This window comes from Caballeronia sp. J97 (assembly GCF_905220305.1).
Classification (GTDB): Bacteria; Pseudomonadota; Gammaproteobacteria; order Burkholderiales; family Burkholderiaceae; genus Caballeronia.
The window spans coordinates 16,131-33,952 of sequence record NZ_CAJMZL010000026.1 but is presented as its reverse complement, the minus strand read 5'-3'; the positions used below and the strand labels follow the sequence as shown (position 1 = coordinate 33,952).

Genomic DNA, 17,822 nt, shown 5'->3' with positions numbered 1-17,822 from the left:
CGTTTGGCGACAAACACTGTATGCGTGTACAGTATTGTCCGCTATGGCTTGCGCGCACTTCCGAACACTCGCGCGCTCTCGCCCAGGGCTTCGAGCAAGCCGCCTAACCTTTTGAACCGGTTGAAAAATTGGCATCGAACAACGCAATCCGCATTCGCGGCGCACGTCAGCACAACCTGAAGAACCTCGACCTCGACCTGCACACGGGCCAGATGACGGTCGTGACCGGCCCGTCCGGATCCGGCAAGTCGAGCCTCGTGTTCGACACGCTGTACGCGGAAGGCCAGCGGCGCTATGTCGAAACCTTCAGCGCGTACGCGCGCCAGTTCCTCGACCGGATGGACCGCCCGCAAGTCGACCGGGTGGACGGCGTGCCGCCCGCCATCGCCATCGACCAGACGAATCCGGTGCGCAGCTCGCGCTCGACCGTCGGCACGATGACCGAGCTGAACGATCACCTGAAACTGTTCTACGCGCGCGCCGCTGAGCTTTTCGACAAGAAAACCTCGCACCGCGTGCGCCATGACACGCCCGAGACGATCTACGCCGAGTTGCTCGAACGCACGCGCGCGGACGATCCGCGCCTCGCGATCACGTTTCCCGTGGAGTTGCCCGATACCGCGAGCGACGAGGAAGTCGAGCAATGGCTGTCCGCGAGCGGCTACACGCGCGTGCAGGCGAAGCGCCGCGTGCAGACGGCATCCGGCGCGCGGCAGATGCTCGATGTCGTCGCGGACCGATTCCGTTTGCAGAACACCGAACGCTCGCGCGCGCTGGAGGCCATCGAAAGCGCGTTGCTGCGCGGCACCGGTCGCGTGGACGTCTATGTGCTCAAGGACGAGGCCGAAGCGGAAATCTGGCGCTTCTCCACCGGCCTGCACAGCCCGGAAAGCGACCTGCGCTATGCGGACCCGCAGCCGGCGCTCTTTTCCTTCAACTCCGCCTATGGCGCGTGCGAAACGTGCCGCGGCTTCGGGCGCGTGATCGGCGTCGATTACGGCCTCGTCATTCCCGACGAGAAAAAGACGCTGCGCGAAGGCGCGATCAAGACGCTGCAGACACCCGCGTGGAAAGAAAACCAGGACGATCTCGTGCGCTACGGCGCGAAGGCGGGCATCCGCCTCGGCGTGCCGTGGAAGGATCTCACGCAGCAGGAACGCGACTGGGTCATCAAGGGCTCGCCCGATTGGACCGGCAAGTGGCAAAACCAGTGGTACGGCGTGCAGCGCTTCTTCGATTATCTGGAGTCGAAGGCGTACAAGATGCACATTCGCGTGCTGCTGTCGAAATATCGCAGCTATACGACTTGCCCGGTCTGCGCCGGCGCGCGGCTGAAAACCGAATCGCTGCTGTGGCGTCTCGGCACGAAAGAGCAGGCCGATGCGGTGCTGTCGCCGCGAGATCGATTCATGCCGGCAGGCGTCGACTGGACGCGCGCGCAGCTCGAAGCGCTGCCGGGCCTCACGGTGCACGATCTGATGCTGATGCCGATCGAGCGCATTCGCCGCTTCTTCGATTCGCTGACGCTGCCGTCCACCTTGCTCGACGAAGCGCTCAAGCTGCTGCACGCGGAAGTGCGCACGCGCCTGAAATATCTGTGCGACGTCGGCCTCGGTTATCTGACGCTGGATCGGCAATCGCGCACGCTGTCCGGCGGCGAAGTGCAGCGCATCAATCTGACGACCGCGCTCGGCACGTCGCTCGTGAACACGCTGTTCGTGCTCGATGAACCGAGCATCGGCCTGCATCCGCGCGACCTGAACCGCATCGTCGAGGCGATGCACCGTCTGCGCGACGCGGGCAATACGCTCGTCGTCGTCGAGCACGATCCTTCGGTGATGCTCGCGGCCGATCGTCTCATCGACATGGGACCTGGACCGGGCGAGCGCGGCGGGCAGATCGTCTACGACGGCGCGCCCGACGACATCCAGACCACCGACACGCTGACCGGCGCCTATCTCGGCGGCCGCAAGCATGTCGCGCATGCGTCGAACTGGAACCGGCGCGTCGTCGATGCGAACACGCCGCGCCTCACGCTCGAAGGCGCGAGCGATCACAACCTGCGGGACGTGACGGTCGATATTCCGTTGCAACGGCTGGTGTGCGTGACGGGCGTCTCCGGCTCGGGCAAATCGACGCTGATTCAGGACGTGCTCGCGCCCGCGCTGATGCGTCATTTCGGCAAGGCGACGGAAGCGCCCGGCGCGTTCCGCGATCTGAAGGGCGCGGAGCATCTGAGCGATGTCGTGTTCGTCGATCAGTCGCCGATCGGCCGCACGGCGCGCTCGAATCCCGCGAGCTATGTCGGCGCGTTCGATGAAATCCGCAAGCTCTATGCGAAGGCGCCGCTCGCACTGCAGCGCGGCTACGGCGCGAGCATGTTCAGCTTCAATTCGGGCGACGGACGTTGCCCGACGTGCGGCGGCTCGGGCTTCGAGCATGTCGAGATGCAGTTCCTGAGCGACGTCTATCTGCGTTGCCCCGATTGCGACGGACGCCGCTATCGCGCGGAAGTGCTCGAAGTGAAGATCGAGCGCGGCGGGCGTCAATTGAGCGTCGCCGACGTGCTCGAATTGACGGTGAGCGAAGCGGTCGCGCTGTTCGCCGACGACAAGGAAGTGCTGCGCGTGCTGCAGCCGATCGTCGATGTCGGGCTCGAATACGTGAAGCTCGGCCAGCCGGTGCCGACGCTCTCGGGCGGCGAGGCGCAGCGTCTCAAGCTCGCGGGCTTTCTCGCGGAAACGTCGCAGGCCAGCAAGAGCGAAAGCCGTCTCTTCATGTTCGACGAGCCGACCACCGGCCTGCACTTCGACGATATCGCCAAGCTGATGCAGGCGCTGCGGCGGCTGCTCGAGCGCGGGCATTCGCTGATCGTCATCGAACACAATCTCGACGTGATTCGCGCGGCCGACTGGATCGTCGATCTCGGTCCCGAAGGCGGCGACGGCGGCGGCGAAGTCGTCTGCGTCGGCACGCCGGACGACGTGGCCGCGTGCGAGCAGTCGCATACGGGCCGCGCGCTCGTCGAATACGAGGAAGCGATGGCGCCGGGCGCGGCGGAGAAGCGCGCGGGCGTGCCCCTGCAACTCGCGGCGGAAGTCGCGAGCGCGCGCCGCGCGCTGCAGGGCGAGGACGTGGTGCGCATCGTCAATGCGCGCGAGCACAACCTGAAGTCGCTCGATGTCGATATTCCGCACAACAAGTTCAACGTCGTGACGGGCGTGTCCGGCTCGGGCAAGTCGACGCTCGCGTTCGATATCCTCTTTCACGAAGGCCAGCGCCGTTACCTCGAATCGCTGAACGCTTATGCGCGCTCGATCGTGCAGCCCGCGGGCCGTCCCGAGGTCGATGCCGTGTACGGCATTCCGCCGACCGTCGCGATCGAGCAGCGCCTGTCGCGCGGCGGACGCAAGTCGACGGTCGCGACGACCTCGGAAGTGTGGCACTTCCTGCGTCTGCTGTATGTGAAGCTCGGCATCCAGCATTGCATCCACGATGGCACGCCGGTCCAGGCGCAAAGCTCCGAATCGATCGCCGCGCAAATCATGCGGGATTTCAAGGGGCAGCATGTCGGATTGCTCGCGCCGCTCGTCGTCAATCGCAAGGGCGTGTACACCGATCTCGCGAAATGGGCGAAGGCGCGCGGCAATACGCATCTGCGCGTCGATGGCGAATTCCTGCCGGTGAGTCCGTGGCCGAAGCTCGATCGCTTCCGCGAACATACGATCGAATTGCCGGTCGCCGATCTGATCGTTTCCGCCGACAACGAAGCGGAACTGCGCCGCCTGCTCGACGAGACGCTCGAAATCGGCAAGGGCGTGATGCATCTGTGCGCGCCGCTCGACGATCTTCACGGCGCGTGGCAAAACGGCGCGCGCCGCGGCAAGGAGGAAACGCGCGTGTTTTCGACCAAGCGCGCGTGCCCGGTGTGCGGCACGAGCTATCCCGAGCTCGATCCGCGCATGTTCTCGTACAACAGCAAGCACGGCTGGTGCAACACATGCGTCGGAACCGGCGTGAAGCTCACGCGCGAACAGCGCGCCGCGTTCGATGACACGCTCTTTGCACAGGACGATCGCGGCCGCGAGCAGAGCATCGGCTCGGTGGATCAGGAGCCGGACGATATCGTCGATCAGCCGTGCCCGGATTGCGAAGGCACGCGTCTGAACGATGTCGCGCGCGCCGTCACGTTCGGCGACTATCCGATCACGGAAGTCGGACGCTGGACCGTCAGCGACACGCGCGAGTGGATCGGGTCGCTCAGGCTCACGGGCCGCGATGCGGATATCGCGCGCGACGTGGTCAGCGAGATCGAAGGGCGCCTGCAGTTCCTCGAAGAAGTCGGGCTCGGCTATCTGAGCCTCGATCGCGCCGCACCGACGCTTTCCGGCGGCGAAGCGCAACGCATCCGGCTCGCCGCGCAACTCGGCAGCAACCTGCAAGGCGTGTGCTATGTGCTCGATGAACCGACCATCGGTCTGCATCCGCGCGACAACCTCATTTTGTTGAGCGCGCTGAAGAAGCTGAACGACAAGGGCAATACGCTCGTCGTCGTCGAACATGACGAAGACACGATTCGCCGCGCGGATCACATCATCGATATCGGGCCGGGCGCGGGCAAGCGCGGCGGCACGGTGGTCGCGCAGGGCACCGTGACGGACCTCGCGGCGCACAAGGCGTCGCTGACGGGGCAATTCCTCGCGAACCCGATCGTGCATCCGTTGCAGCCGCGCCGCGAAGTGCGCGCGGCCACCGCGAAGCGGGCCGCCGTGCCCGAGCAATGGCTGACCGTCGAAGGCGCGACGCTGCACAACCTGCGCAACGTGACGGCCAGCATGCCGCTGAACCGTCTCGTCGCGATCACGGGCGTGTCGGGCTCGGGCAAGTCGACGCTCGCGCGCGACGTGTTGATGACCAACCTGCTCGATGCCGTCGGCCGCTCGGTGCTGTCGTCGCCGGCGGTGCGGCGCGCGCGCAAGGCGGCGCAGGCCGGCGCTCCCGCGACGAAGTCCCGCGCCAGCGTGCTCGCGCGCGAAACGCCGCGTCCGAAGTTCGACGTCGCGCACGCATGGCAGGGTTGCGCGGGCGTCACCGGGTTCGAAGCGATCGACCGCGTGCTCGAAGTCGACCAGACCCCGATCGGCAAGACGCCGCGCTCGTGTCCGGCGACGTACATCGGCATGTGGGACACCATCCGCAAGCTGTTCGCCGATACGCTCGAAGCCCGCGCGCGCGGCTACACGCCGTCGCGGTTCTCGTTCAACACCGGCGAGGGGCGTTGCCCGGCGTGCGAGGGCCAGGGCGTGCGCACCATCGCGATGAGCTTCCTGCCCGACGTGAAGGTGCCGTGCGACGTGTGTCACGGCCAGCGCTTCAATCCGGAAACGCTCGCGGTGACGTGGCGCGGCAAGAACATCGGCGAAGTGCTGACGATGGAGATCGACGAGGCGGTCGAGTTCTTCTCGTCGATGCAGAGCATCGCGCATCCGTTGCAATTGCTGCGCGATGTCGGCCTCGGTTACCTGACGCTCGGCCAGCCGTCGCCGACGCTGTCGGGCGGCGAGGCGCAGCGCATCAAGCTCGTCACCGAGCTGTCCAAAGTGCGCGACGACATCACGCGGCGCGGCCAGAAGCCGCCGCACACGCTCTACGTGCTGGACGAGCCGACCGTCGGCCTGCACATGGCGGACGTGGCGAAGCTGATTCGCGTGCTGCATCGGCTGGTGGACGGCGGGCATAGCGTGATCGTCATCGAGCATGATCTCGATGTGATCGCCGAAGCCGACTGGGTGCTCGATCTCGGACCGGAGGGCGGCGTGAACGGCGGCACGATCGTCGCGCAAACGGACCCGGAGACGCTCGCGACGCATCCGCGCAGTCATACCGGCGCGGCGCTGCGGCCGGTGCTCGAACGCACGCGCGAGGCCGAGAATGCTGCGTGATCTCGATACGCTGATCGCGTCGATGCAGCCCGAGTTGCAGCCGGGCGTCTACGTGTTCGCGACGCTGCCGCACGATGCGGCGCTGAGTGGCGCGGGCATCGTCGCGACGTTCCGGGAACGCGAGGGATTGACCGTCGTGATGGAGGAAAGCGTGGCGCAGGCGGCGGGCATCGCGCCGCTGTTTCGCGCGGCGTGGATCACCCTGACCGTGCATTCGGATCTGAACGCGGTCGGTTTGACGGCGGCGTTCGCGCGTGCGCTCGGCGACGCGAACATCAGTTGCAATGTGATCGCGGCGGCGTATCACGATCACATCTTCGTTCCGGTCGACGATGCCGAACGCGCGATGGAGACGCTCTTAGAACTGCAACGCCGTGCTGGTAAGCTTTCGTCCTCTCCAAAACCATGACACCGACATAGATGGAAACGCAGGACAAAGCCGTCGCGCTGAAAAGAATGAAATGGTTCGCCGCTGCGCTGCTCGTCGCGGCGGGCGGCCTGTTCGCGCTCGCCAAAAGCCAGCATGATGCAGGCGTGTGGGCGTGGGTATCGTCGTTTGCGGAAGCCGCGATGGTCGGCGCGCTCGCGGACTGGTTCGCGGTCGTCGCGCTGTTTCGCCATCCGCTCGGCGTGCCGATTCCGCACACGGCGATCTTGCCCGCGAACAAGGCGCGCGTCGCGGACAACCTGGCCGTGTTCGTGCGCGACCGTTTTCTCGGCACGGATGCGCTCGTCGCGCGCGTGAATGCGTTCGATCCGGCGAGCCGTCTGTCGATGTGGCTCGCGGAGCCGAAGAACTCGGCGTTGCTCGGCAGGAAGGCGGTGACGGCGGTTGGACAGTTGCTGTCCTTCGTCGACGACGAGCGCGTGAAGACCATGCTCTACGACACGCTGCGCCGCCGCGCCGATTCGTTCGATCTCGCGAGCGCGGCGGGCAGCGTGCTGTCGACGCTGACATCGGACCGGCGTCATCAATTGCTGCTCGACGAAGGCCTGAAACAACTGGCTGCGTGGCTCGACAAACCCGAAGTGCAGGAGATGCTCGCGACGCGCATCGTTGCGGTGGCGGGCGAAGAGTATCCGAAGCTCGTCGGCATGTTGGGTTTCGTCGGACTGAACGCGGAGGACCTCGGCAACAAGTTCGCGGCGGGACTGGTGCGCGGCGCGAATCAGTGGCTGCACGACGTGAGCAGCGATCCGGAGCACGAGCGCCGCAAGGCATTCGACGCGGCGGTGGAGCGCTTCGTCGAGCGGCTCAAGACGGATGCGACCTTCAAGGCGCGCATCGACGAGCACAAGCGCGAATGGCTCGAGCGGCCCGAGTTGCGAGGTTATGTGAACGGGCTGTGGGACGAGTTCATCGCGTGGCTCGATGCGGACATCAGGCGTCCGGATTCGGCGCTGCATGCGAAGGTCGTGGCGATGGCGGGTGGTTTCGCCGAGGCGCTCGGCAGCGATCCGGCGTTGCGCGATTCGATCAACGAGCATATGCGCGATGCGTTGAAGGCGCTCGCGCCGGAGTTGCGCGATGGCATCGCGAAGCATATTGCCGCGACGGTCAAGCAGTGGGACGATGCGACGCTCGTGAGGGATGTCGAACTGAATATCGGGCGGGATTTGCAGTTTATTCGGGTGAATGGGACGCTGGTGGGCGGGGCGGTGGGAATTTTGATTCACGCCGTGACGGTGTGGGTGGGGTGAGGGGGTTGGGGTTTGGTTGTTGCTGGATCCCGTGATCGTGTTGCTTTGGTTTCGCCGGATCCCGATTTTTTAGTGGTCTATTGGCGTTGCCCCTGTGCGGGGCGGCAGTCACTTTCTTTGCTGCTGCAAAGAAAGTAACCAAAGAAAGCAGCTATTTCCATCCAAAGTACCTCACACCGGCCGCGGCACAGGCGATTGGCCTAATGGTCCGGCAATAGCGAGTGCCCTCACAAGCAGAGCACGGCTTGGATCGCGCACGGTCCGCCCCATCGCACCACACAACCAACTGGTACAGCACAAGACTGCTCCGGCCCGCTTCGCGGCCGAACGGTTAATTGGGGATGCGTGTGCCTCCTTACTAACGCTTCCATCTCACCGCAATTGCAACCGCTGGTTTCCCTTGCAGACCCGGCGGCAGCGCGTAGCGCTGTGCCGGATGTATGATTGCTGGGCCATCGCGCTAGAACTTCCGGTTAGTCAGACCGTGCGCGAGCCACGCCCGATGTGGCCTATGAGGGCACTCGTTAGGCAGCCCACGAACGATGAGAGGACTACCCAAATTGCGTGTGACCGCGGGCGTATCGGGAGCTGCTTTCTTTGGTTACTTTCTTTGCAGCAGCAAAGAAAGTAACTGCCGCCCCGCACAGGGGCAGTGCCAATAGACCGACACGAACAAGGGATCCGGCGACAAGCCAACGCGACAAGCCAAAGCTAAAAACCAAAAGCAACGAAAGCAAAAATGCCATGACGCGCATCGAACGCATCGAAAGCAACGAACAATCGCCGATCGACGCCGCGCGTCTCGAAGACGAATGGCTCGAAGCCGACTCCAGCGGCGGATTCGCCTCCGGCACTGTCGGCACGATGCGCACGCGTCGCTATCAGGCGCTGCTGCTCTCCGCGACCCAACCGCCAGCGGGCCGCGTCGTGCTCATCAACGGCATCGAAGCATGGCTCGAAGCGAACGACGAGCGCTTCCCGCTGACGATGCAGCGCTACGCACCCGACGTGCTCTATCCGGACACCTCCGCGACGCTGCTTTCCTTCGATACCGAGCCATGGCCGACATGGCGCTACCGGATCGCGGACGATGCGATCGTCGTCGCGGAAGTGTTCGTCGCAAAGGAGATGCGCGAAACGGTGCTGCGCTGGCGTCTCGAAGGCGCATCGAAAGCGGCGAAGCTCGATGTTCGCCCGCTGCTGTCGGGCCGCGACTACCACGCGCTGCATCACGAGAATCCGGCGTTTTCATTCGATGCCACGCTCGAAGGCGAACGCGTGCAATGGCAGCCCTACGGCGATCTGCCGACGATCTGCGTCACGTCCAACGGCGCCTACGATCACGCGCCCGACTGGTATCGCAACTTCTGCTACGCGCGCGAACGCGAACGCGGACTCGATTTCACCGAGGACCTCGCGACGCCCGGCGTGTTCACCTTCGACCTGACGCGCGGCGACGCCGTGATGATCCTTCACGCGCATGCGGGCCACGACAAGCCGTTCGAAGACAGCGCGCTCGCGCATGCTACGCGCCTCGCATCGCGTGAGACGGAGCGCCGCGCGGCGTTCGGCTCGCGGCTCGCGCGCTCGGCGGATGCGTATGTGGTGAATCGCAATGTCGGGCGCACGATCATCGCGGGCTTTCCGTGGTTCACCGACTGGGGCCGCGATACCTTCATCTCGATGCGTGGCCTGCTGCTCGCATCGGGCCGATATCCGGAAGCGGAATCGATCCTGCTCGAATGGGCCGATACGATCTCCGAAGGCATGGTGCCGAACCGCTTTCCGGATAGCGGCGGTCTGCCGGAGTACAACTCCGTCGATGCATCGCTGTGGTTCGTCGTCGCCGTGCAGGACTATCTGGCGACGGGTCACGCCCACGCCGCCACGACGAGCCGCCTGCAACGCGCCGTCGATGCGATCCTCGACGGCTATTCGCGCGGCACGCGCTTCGGTATCGCCGCCCATGGCGACGGCCTGCTGCGCGCGGGCGTTCCCGGCGTGCAGCTCACGTGGATGGACGCGAAGGCGGGCGACTGGGTCGTGACGCCGCGCATCGGCAAGCCGGTCGAGGTGCAGGCGCTGTGGATCAACGCGCTGTCGATCGCGAGCGCGTGGAATCCGAACTGGCAGGTGCTGCGCGACCAGGCGCGGGTTTCGTTCGCCGCGCGCTTCATCGACCCGGACACGCACACGCTCTTCGACGTCGTCGATGTCGATCACGAACCCGGCAAGGTGGATCGCTCGGTGCGCCCGAATCAGATCTTCGCGGTCGGCGGGCTGCCTTTCGCGCTCGTCGACGGCGATATCGCGCGCGCCGTGGTCGCGCAGGCCGAGGCGCAACTGCTCACGCCGCTCGGGCTGCGCACGCTCGCGCCGTCCGATCCGGCTTACCAGCCGCATTATGCGGGCGGCGTGCAGGCGCGCGACGGCGCGTATCACCAGGGCACCGCGTGGCCGTGGCTGATCGGCCCGTTCGTCGAGGCATGGGTGCGCGTGCACGGCGCGGCGGGCGCGCGCGAGCGCTTTCTGACGCCGCTTTATGCACATCTCGATCGTTACGGTCTCGATCACATCAGCGAAGTCGCCGATGGCGACGCGCCGCATACGCCCGGCGGCACGCCGTTCCAGGCGTGGTCGCTCGCAGAGCTTCTGCGCCTCGAAAAGCTGCTCGGCACGCCGTAGACGCACCGCGCACGTCCCGCAAGCAAAACGCGCTAAATTACGAGTCTTGCCCGCTGTTTTGCACGCCGTCAACGAGGAGACGCCCATGCCGAAATCGCGCCCCGTCAATCAGCTCGACACCGTCGAAGGCTCGAGGCTCCATTCGAAGGATTGCCCGCGCTGGCAGCGCTGGGGACCGTATCTGAGCGAACGGCAATGGGGCACGGTACGCGAGGATTACAGCGAATTCGGCACCGCGTGGGAATACTTTCCGCACGATCATGCGCGCAGCCGCGCGTATCGCTGGGGCGAGGACGGTCTCGCCGGCTTCGGCGACGACAAGCTCAACTGGTGCATCTCGCTCGCGCTCTGGAACGGCTGCGATCCGATCATCAAGGAGCGGCTCTTCGGTCTGACGAACCAGGAAGGCAATCACGGCGAGGACGTGAAGGAACTGTACTTCTACCTCGACGGCACGCCGACGCATTCCTACATGCGCATGCTCTACAAGTATCCGCATGCGGCGTATCCGTACGCCGATCTCGTCGATGAAAACGCGCGCCGCGGCGCCGATATGCCCGAGTACGAAGTGCTCGACACAGGCGTGTTCGACGACGAGCGTTACTTCGACGTGCTGGTCGAATATGCGAAGCACACGCCGGACGACATTCTGATGCGCGTGACGATCGAGAACCGCAGCAACGTATCGGCCGGGCTCGACGTGCTGCCGCAAATCTGGGCGCGCAATACGTGGTCGTGGAAGCCGACGCCGAACAAGCCATCGCTGAAAGTGGAGACGGTGCAGGGCGAAGGCACCTACGTGCTCGCCGAACAAGGCGCGCACGAGCCGATGGTCGTCACCGCGTGGTCGCCGGATATCGCGAACATCGAATGGCTCTTCTGCGAGAACGAGACCAACGTCAAGCGGCTTTATCGCATGGAAGGCGAAGGGCCCTTCAAGGACGGCTTCAACGACTATATCCTGCATGACGACGAAGACGCGATTCGCCGCGACAAGGGCACGCGCGCCGCGGCGCATGCGCCTCTCGAACTCGGGCCGCACGGCAAGGGCGTGGTGTATCTGCGCTGGCGCCCGGAATCCGCGCCGGACGCGGTGCCGCTCGACGTCGACGGACTCTTCGCGCGCCGCCTCGCGGAAGCGGACGAGTTCTACGGCGCGCTGCAGCACGATATCGCCGACGCCGATCAGCGCCTCGTGCAGCGCCAGGCGCTCGCCGGCATGTTGTGGTCGAAGCAGTACTACCAGTTCGACGTGACGCGCTGGCTCGACGGCGATCCGCTGCAGCCGAAGCCGCCGAAGCAGCGGCGCTTCGGGCGCGACGCGGACTGGCGGCATCTGTGCAACGCGGACATCGTGTCGATGCCGGACAAGTGGGAATACCCGTGGTACGCGTCGTGGGATCTCGCGTTTCATGCGGCCGCGTTCGCGCTGATCGATCCGGAATTCGCGAAGCGCCAGTTGCTCCTGCTCGTGAAGGATCGCTATCAGCATCCGAACGGCCAGTTGCCCGCCTACGAATGGGCTTTCGGCGACGCGAACCCGCCGGTGCATGCATGGGCGACGTGGCGCGTCTACGAGATCGACCGCGCGATCACAGGCCGCGGCGACCGCGATTTTCTGGAACTCGTGTTCCACAAGCTGCTGCTGAACTTCTCGTGGTGGGTCAACCGCAAGGACGCCGACGGCAAGAATATCTTCCAGGGCGGCTTTCTCGGGCTGGACAACGTGGGCATCTTCGATCGCTCGTCGCCGCTGCCGACCGGCGGCCACATCGATCAGGCCGACGGCACCGCGTGGATGGCGGCGTACGCGCTCGACCTGATGCGCATCGCGCTGGAGCTCGCGTACGCGAACAAGGTGTTCGTCGATATCGCGGTGAAGTTCTTCGAGCACTTCCTGTATATCGCGGAGGCGGTGAGCTGCGAGGACAACTGCGACACCGGCCTCTGGGACAGCGAGGACGAGTTCTTCTACGACAAGCTGCGCCTGCCCGACGGGTCGAGCGTGCCGATGCGCGTGCGCTCGATCGTCGGGCTGATTCCGCTTTTCGCTGTGCATGTGCTGGAGCCGAAGGTTTATCGCTCGCTGCCGGAGTTGCGCGAACGGCTGCATTGGTTCCTCGAACATCGCACCGATCTCGCGCGGCTCGTGTCGCGCTGGAATGTCTCGGGGCAGGGCAACAGCGTGCTGCTGTCGCTATTGCGCGGACATCGCATGAAGGCGCTGCTCAGGCGCACGCTCGACGAAACCGAGTTCCTCTCCGATCACGGCGTGCGCGCGCTCTCGCGCGTGCATCTCGACAACCCGTTCGTCTTCTATCACAACAGCGAGAGCTTCAGCATCCGCTATCTTCCGGCGGAATCGGACTCGCGCGTGTTCGGCGGCAATTCGAACTGGCGCGGCCCGGTGTGGATGCCGGTGAATTATCTGCTGATCGAATCGATCCACGAGTTCCATCGCTATTACGGCGACGATTTCCGTGTCGAATATCCGACCGGCTCGGGGCAGAAGTTCTCGCTCGCGCAGATCGCCGACGAACTCGCGCGCCGCGTGACCACGCTCTTTCTGCTCGACAAGAACGGCGAGCGTCCCGTGATGGCCGCGTATCCGTTGCTGCAGGCCGATCCGCGTTCGCGCGATCTCGTGCTCTTTCACGAATATTTCCACGGCGACAACGGGCGCGGCGTGGGCGCGTCGCATCAGACGGGCTGGAGCGGCCTGGTCGCGCTGCTGCTGCAGCCGCATGCGACCGGACCCTCCGGCGTCGTGCCGCTCGCAGGCGAAGCCGATGCCGATATTCAGGAATTCGCGGGAGCGAAGTAAGTCATAGAGCGCGGTCGCGACGTTTCACGAGAGTCAAGCGCGGAACGTCGCGCGTATTGTTCGGAAATGTCTGGTATTGCTGGTCGGTCCAACTGTGTAAGTTTGTGAAACACAAATCGATAACAGTTCGGATCGCAAAATGAATAACTCGATCAGCGCCTATTCGTTCAGCGGCTACCAGTCGGGCATGGGAGCCGGCAGCAGGACTCACATCGAGCACGAGCATTGCCCGCCGTTCGCTCTCGTCATGCTGGTGTTCGCTGCCGCGATGCTCGGCGGCGCATGGTTCAGCAACGAATTCAACAGCTTCGCCGCAGGATGGATCGCGTGGGTCGCGATCCTCGCCATGCTGGGCGCGTTCATCGATCGCCGGTTCAGCGGCGCCGCCGCGCTCGAGCGGCGCATTCGTCAGCGCGAGAAGGCGCGGCGACATGCGCTGTGCAACATGTCACCGGGGCACGGCTTCATGCCGCAACCGCGCGACCGGAAGACGTCAGCAACACCGGAATGGACTTCGAAGTCGGCGTGCCGGCGCCATCCGCAACCGACGACAACGGCACGAGCGGGTTGGTCTCCGGATAGTACGCACCGAGGCAGCCGCGCGGAATATCGTACTCAACGAGCTTGAAGCCGTCCACGCGACGTTCGACGCCGTCGTCCCACACGCTCGTGATGTCCACGAGTTCGCCCGGCTCGAAGCCGAGCATATCGATATCATCGCGGTTTGCGAACAGCACGTGCCGCTGTCCGTACACGCCGCGATAACGATCGTCGAGGCCATAGATCGTGGTGTTGTACTGATCGTGCGAGCGCGTCGTCATGAGCGTCATGAGGCGCTCGCCGTGAAGCGCGCGGGCGCGGTGAATCGGCGTATCGATCGCGATCTCGTGCACGATGAACTGCGCCTTGCCGCTCGGCGTCATCCAGACGCGGTCGCGCGAAGGCACGCCCAGATGAAAGCCGCCAGGCTGCTTCAGACGTTCGTTGTAGTGTTCGAAGCCGTCGAGCACTTTCTCGATGCCGTCGCGGATCAACGCATAGTCGCCCGCATGCGCGCGCCAGTCCACCTTGGCGGAGCCGAGCGTCGCATGCGCGATGCGTGCGACGATCGCCACTTCGGACAGCAGATTCTGCGAGGCCGGCTTGTTCATGCCGTACGAGATATGCACCATGCTCATCGAATCCTCGACGGAGACGCCTTGCGGCACGCCGTTCTGGAGATCGATTTCGGTACGTCCGAGCGTCGGCAGGATCAGCGCGTCGCGGCCGTGTACGAGATGACTGCGGTTGAGCTTCGTCGTGATGTGCACGGTGAGATCGCACGAACGCATCGCTTCCCAGGTGCGCGGCGTGTCGGGCGTCGCGATCGAGAAATTGCCGCCCAGTCCGATGAACACCTTCACCTTGCCTTCGAGCATCGCGTGAATGGTTTCGACGACATCGTAGCCATGCTCGCGCGGCGGCTCGAAATTGTAGGCCGCGCCGAGCCGGTCGAGAAACGCCTGCGTCGGCTTTTCCTCGATGCCGACCGTGCGGTCGCCCTGCACGTTCGAATGGCCGCGCACCGGGCATAGCCCCGCGCCGCGCCGGCCGATATTCCCGCGCATCATCATCAGGTTCGAGAGAATCTGAATCGTCGGCACGGAGTTCTTGTGTTGCGTGAGGCCCATGCCCCAAGTCGAGATGACGGCGCGGCCTTTCGCGTAGATATCGGCGAGCTGGAGCAGATCGTCCATCTCGACGCCGGATTCTTCGATGACTGCGTCCCAGCTTTCGGCGCGCAGATCATCGGCGAAGGCATCGAAGCCGACCGTATGCTGTGCGATGAAATCGACATCGAGCACGCGCTCGCCGCCGTTCGCGCAAGCCGCGTCGTCCAGTTCGATCACGCGCTTCGCCACGCCTTTGATCAGGGCGAAGTCGCCCCCCACTTTCGGGCGGATGAACACCGAGCTGATCTTCACGCCCTTAGGCGAGAGCATGTCGAGTGTGTGCTGCGGGCTTGCGAAGCGTTCGAGTCCGCGCTCCTTCAGCGGGTTGATCGACACGATGGTCGCGCCGCGCTTCGCGCAGTCGCGCAGCTCGCCGAGCATGCGCGGATGATTCGTCGCCGGATTCTGGCCGAAGAGCAGCAGCGTGTCGGCGTGCTCGAAGTCGTCGAGCGTCACCGTGCCCTTGCCGATGCCGACCGTATGCGGCAAGCCGCGGCTGGTTGCCTCGTGGCACATGTTCGAGCAATCGGGAAAGTTGTTGGTGCCGTACATGCGCACGAACAACTGATACAGAAAGGCAGCTTCGTTGCTCGCGCGCCCCGACGTGTAGAACGCGGCGCGGTCCGGATCGTCGAGCTTGTTCAGATGCGAGGCGATCAGTGCGAACGCGTCGTCCCATTCGACCGGCACGTAGCGGTCGCGTTTCGCATCGTAGACGAGCGGATCGGTGAGCCGGCCGTGCTGCTCCAGTTCGAAATCGGTCTGGGCCATCAGCGCCGACACGGTGTGCTCTTCGAAGAACGCGGGCGTCACGCGCTTGCTCGTCGCCTCGGCGGCGACGGCCTTCACGCCGTTTTCGCAGAACTCGAAGGTCGAGCCGTGCTCGCGGTCGGGCCACGCGCAGCCGGGACAGTCGAAACCATCGGGCTGATTCTGCTTGAACAGCGTCTTGTAGTTGCCGCCCGCCACCTTCTCCTTGACGAGGTTGATGGCGACCTGCTTCAACGCGCCCCAACCGGCGGCGGGATGCGTATACGGTTCGATGCGCTCTTCGGGCTTCTTGAACATGGCGTGTGGGATGACGCTAATGGCTTGGGGTGATAGAAGCGTACTGTGTTCCGAAACGCGCGCGGCACACAGAAAATGCGAAATGGAAGGAGTACAGTTGCGACGTTTTGCCCTAGACTTGACGCATTGCCGCTCCAGGACGAAGAACCCGTGAGGCTCTACGAGAAGCTCGCCGATGAAATCGAGGAAGCCGTGCGGCGCGGCGTGTTCGCGCCGGGCGAGAGAATCGCGTCCGTGCGCCAGGCGAGCCAGCAGCACGGCGTGAGCATCAAGACGGTGCTGCACGCCTACGCGATTCTGGAAAGCCGCGGCATTCTCGAAACGCGGCCGCAATCCGGCTATTTCGTGCGCGCGAAGCCGCAGGCGGGCGCGGCGCACAGCCAGCCGAAGCGCGTGATCGCGACCGCATCGGAAGTCGATGTGAGCCGGCTCGTGCTCTCGACCTTGCGCAGCATCCGCGCGCACGACGCCGTGCCGTTCGGCTCGCCGTATCCCGATCCCGAGCCGTTCCCGTGGCGGCGCATCAACCAGTATGCGAACGCGATCGCGCGGCGGCATTCGAGCTGGAATCTCATCGACGATCTGCCGCCCGGCAATCCGGAACTGATTCGCCAGATCGCGCGGCGCTATGCGGAAAATGGCGTGCCGGTCGATCCGGAGGAGATCGTCATCACCGTCGGCGCGACCGAGGCGATCAACTTGAGCCTGCAGGCCGTCGCGAAGCCGGGCGACACGGTGGCCGTCGAATCGCCGACGTACTACGCGATGCTGCATGCGATCGAGCGTCTCGGCATGCGCGCGATCGAAGTGCCGACGCATCCGGCGGCGGGCATCGACATCGAGGCGCTAGCGCAGATCATCGGCAGAAGCAAGGTCGCCGCGGTCATGGTGATGCCGAACTTCCAGAATCCGCTCGGCTTTCAGATGCCGGATGAACGCAAGCGCCAGCTCGTCGGCTTGCTGGGCGCGCACGAGATTCCGGTCATCGAGAACGATGTCTATCACGAGCTCTACTACGGCGACGCGCGCCCGTCGACGCTCAAGAACTTCGACACGAAAGGGCTCGTGCTGCATTGCGCGTCGTTCTCGAAGAGCCTGACGGCGTCGTACCGGATCGGCTGGGCGATGCCGGGGCGATATCGGGCGCAGGTCGAAAAACTCAAGTTCCTCAACACGCTGACGACGCCGTCCGTGCCGCAGGTCGCGATCGCGGACTATCTGCGGCAGGACGGCTATGACCGGCATCTGCGACGCGTGCGCAAGCTGTATCGGCAGCAGTCGCGCATCATGAGCGCGATGGTCGAGCGGTTCTTTCCGGCGGGCACGCGCACGTCGGCGCCGCAGGGCGGCTACGTGCTATGGGTCGAATTGCCGGCGCGCGTCGATTCGATGCGGCTCTATCGCGCGGCGCTCGACAGCGGCATCACGATCGGGCCAGGCCATATGTTCTCGACGCGCAACGCCTTCAGCCACTTCATCCGGCTCAACTACAGTTATCCGTGGACCGCGCAGAGCGAGGCCGCGTTGCAGCGGCTCGGCGAGCTCGTCGGCGACATCGGCGCGCGCGCGGGCAGGGACACGATCATGGGAGAACGCGCATGAGCGATGACATCGATCCGGCGCTCGTCGCCGTGCTGACGCAGTTATGGCGCGCACAGACCGAGACGCCCGGGCGCGCGTGGTCGCTTGCGAAGCTCGCCAAGCAGTCCGGCTTGCCGATGAGCGCACTCAGGCGGCACTTGACCGGGATGGAGGACGCGGGGCTCGTCGAGGTGCGCATGACCGAGGAAGGGACGGGGAGCGCGTGGCTGAGCGACGAAGGGGTGGCGCTGTGCCGGGCAGCCTTAGGCGACGACGAAGCGGCTTCCTGAGCGTGGCTCGATTGGGCAT

General features: G+C 64.8%; 9 protein-coding genes. 7 read left to right on the top strand and 2 right to left on the bottom strand.

The window, feature by feature from the left end:
* The first annotated feature begins 128 nt into the window (after nucleotides 1-128).
* The 5 genes from uvrA (at nucleotide 129) to U4Y90_RS26640 (ending at nucleotide 13,152) form a co-directional block, all read left to right on the top strand.
* On the top strand, nucleotides 129-5,942 hold the full coding sequence (gene uvrA, locus U4Y90_RS26660) for an excinuclease ABC subunit UvrA (RefSeq protein ID WP_321799117.1): 5,814 nt from the start codon (nucleotides 129-131) through the stop codon (nucleotides 5,940-5,942).
* Entirely contained in the window at nucleotides 5,932-6,351 is a 420-nt protein-coding gene (locus tag U4Y90_RS26655) for an ACT domain-containing protein (RefSeq protein ID WP_321799116.1), read from the top strand. The genes uvrA and U4Y90_RS26655 overlap by 11 nt, the downstream gene beginning before the upstream one ends.
* Before the next feature lie 11 nt (nucleotides 6,352-6,362).
* Nucleotides 6,363-7,643 (top strand): DUF445 domain-containing protein, encoded by a 1,281-nt coding sequence (locus U4Y90_RS26650; protein WP_321799114.1) that lies wholly within the window; start codon nucleotides 6,363-6,365, stop codon nucleotides 7,641-7,643.
* A 744-nt stretch (nucleotides 7,644-8,387) separates the two neighbouring features.
* Entirely contained in the window at nucleotides 8,388-10,328 is a 1,941-nt protein-coding gene (locus U4Y90_RS26645; RefSeq protein WP_321799113.1) for an amylo-alpha-1,6-glucosidase, read from the top strand.
* Nucleotides 10,329-10,413: 85 nt separating this feature from the next.
* The gene (locus tag U4Y90_RS26640) at nucleotides 10,414-13,152 is read left to right on the top strand and encodes an MGH1-like glycoside hydrolase domain-containing protein (RefSeq protein ID WP_321799112.1); all 2,739 of its coding nucleotides are present in this window, start codon (nucleotides 10,414-10,416) and stop codon (nucleotides 13,150-13,152) included.
* 1 nt (nucleotide 13,153) lies between these two features.
* Here the strand turns inward: U4Y90_RS26640 and U4Y90_RS26635 are convergent, their stop codons facing one another.
* Both U4Y90_RS26635 and U4Y90_RS26630 read right to left on the bottom strand, forming a co-directional pair.
* The gene (locus U4Y90_RS26635; protein WP_321799110.1) at nucleotides 13,154-13,585 is read right to left on the bottom strand and encodes a hypothetical protein; all 432 of its coding nucleotides are present in this window, start codon (nucleotides 13,583-13,585) and stop codon (nucleotides 13,154-13,156) included.
* A 31-nt stretch (nucleotides 13,586-13,616) separates the two neighbouring features.
* Nucleotides 13,617-15,932, bottom strand: coding sequence for an FdhF/YdeP family oxidoreductase (locus U4Y90_RS26630; protein ID WP_321799108.1), 2,316 nt, complete (start codon nucleotides 15,930-15,932; stop codon nucleotides 13,617-13,619).
* A gap of 150 nt (nucleotides 15,933-16,082) precedes the next feature.
* Between U4Y90_RS26630 and U4Y90_RS26625 the strand changes: the two genes are divergently transcribed.
* Together U4Y90_RS26625 and U4Y90_RS26620 are read left to right on the top strand one after the other, a co-directional pair.
* Nucleotides 16,083-17,534, top strand: coding sequence for a PLP-dependent aminotransferase family protein (locus U4Y90_RS26625; protein WP_321799107.1), 1,452 nt, complete (start codon nucleotides 16,083-16,085; stop codon nucleotides 17,532-17,534).
* Entirely contained in the window at nucleotides 17,531-17,803 is a 273-nt protein-coding gene (locus U4Y90_RS26620; protein WP_321799105.1) for a helix-turn-helix domain-containing protein, read from the top strand. Before U4Y90_RS26625 ends, U4Y90_RS26620 begins: the two co-directional genes overlap by 4 nt.
* Nucleotides 17,804-17,822: the final 19 nt, after the last annotated feature.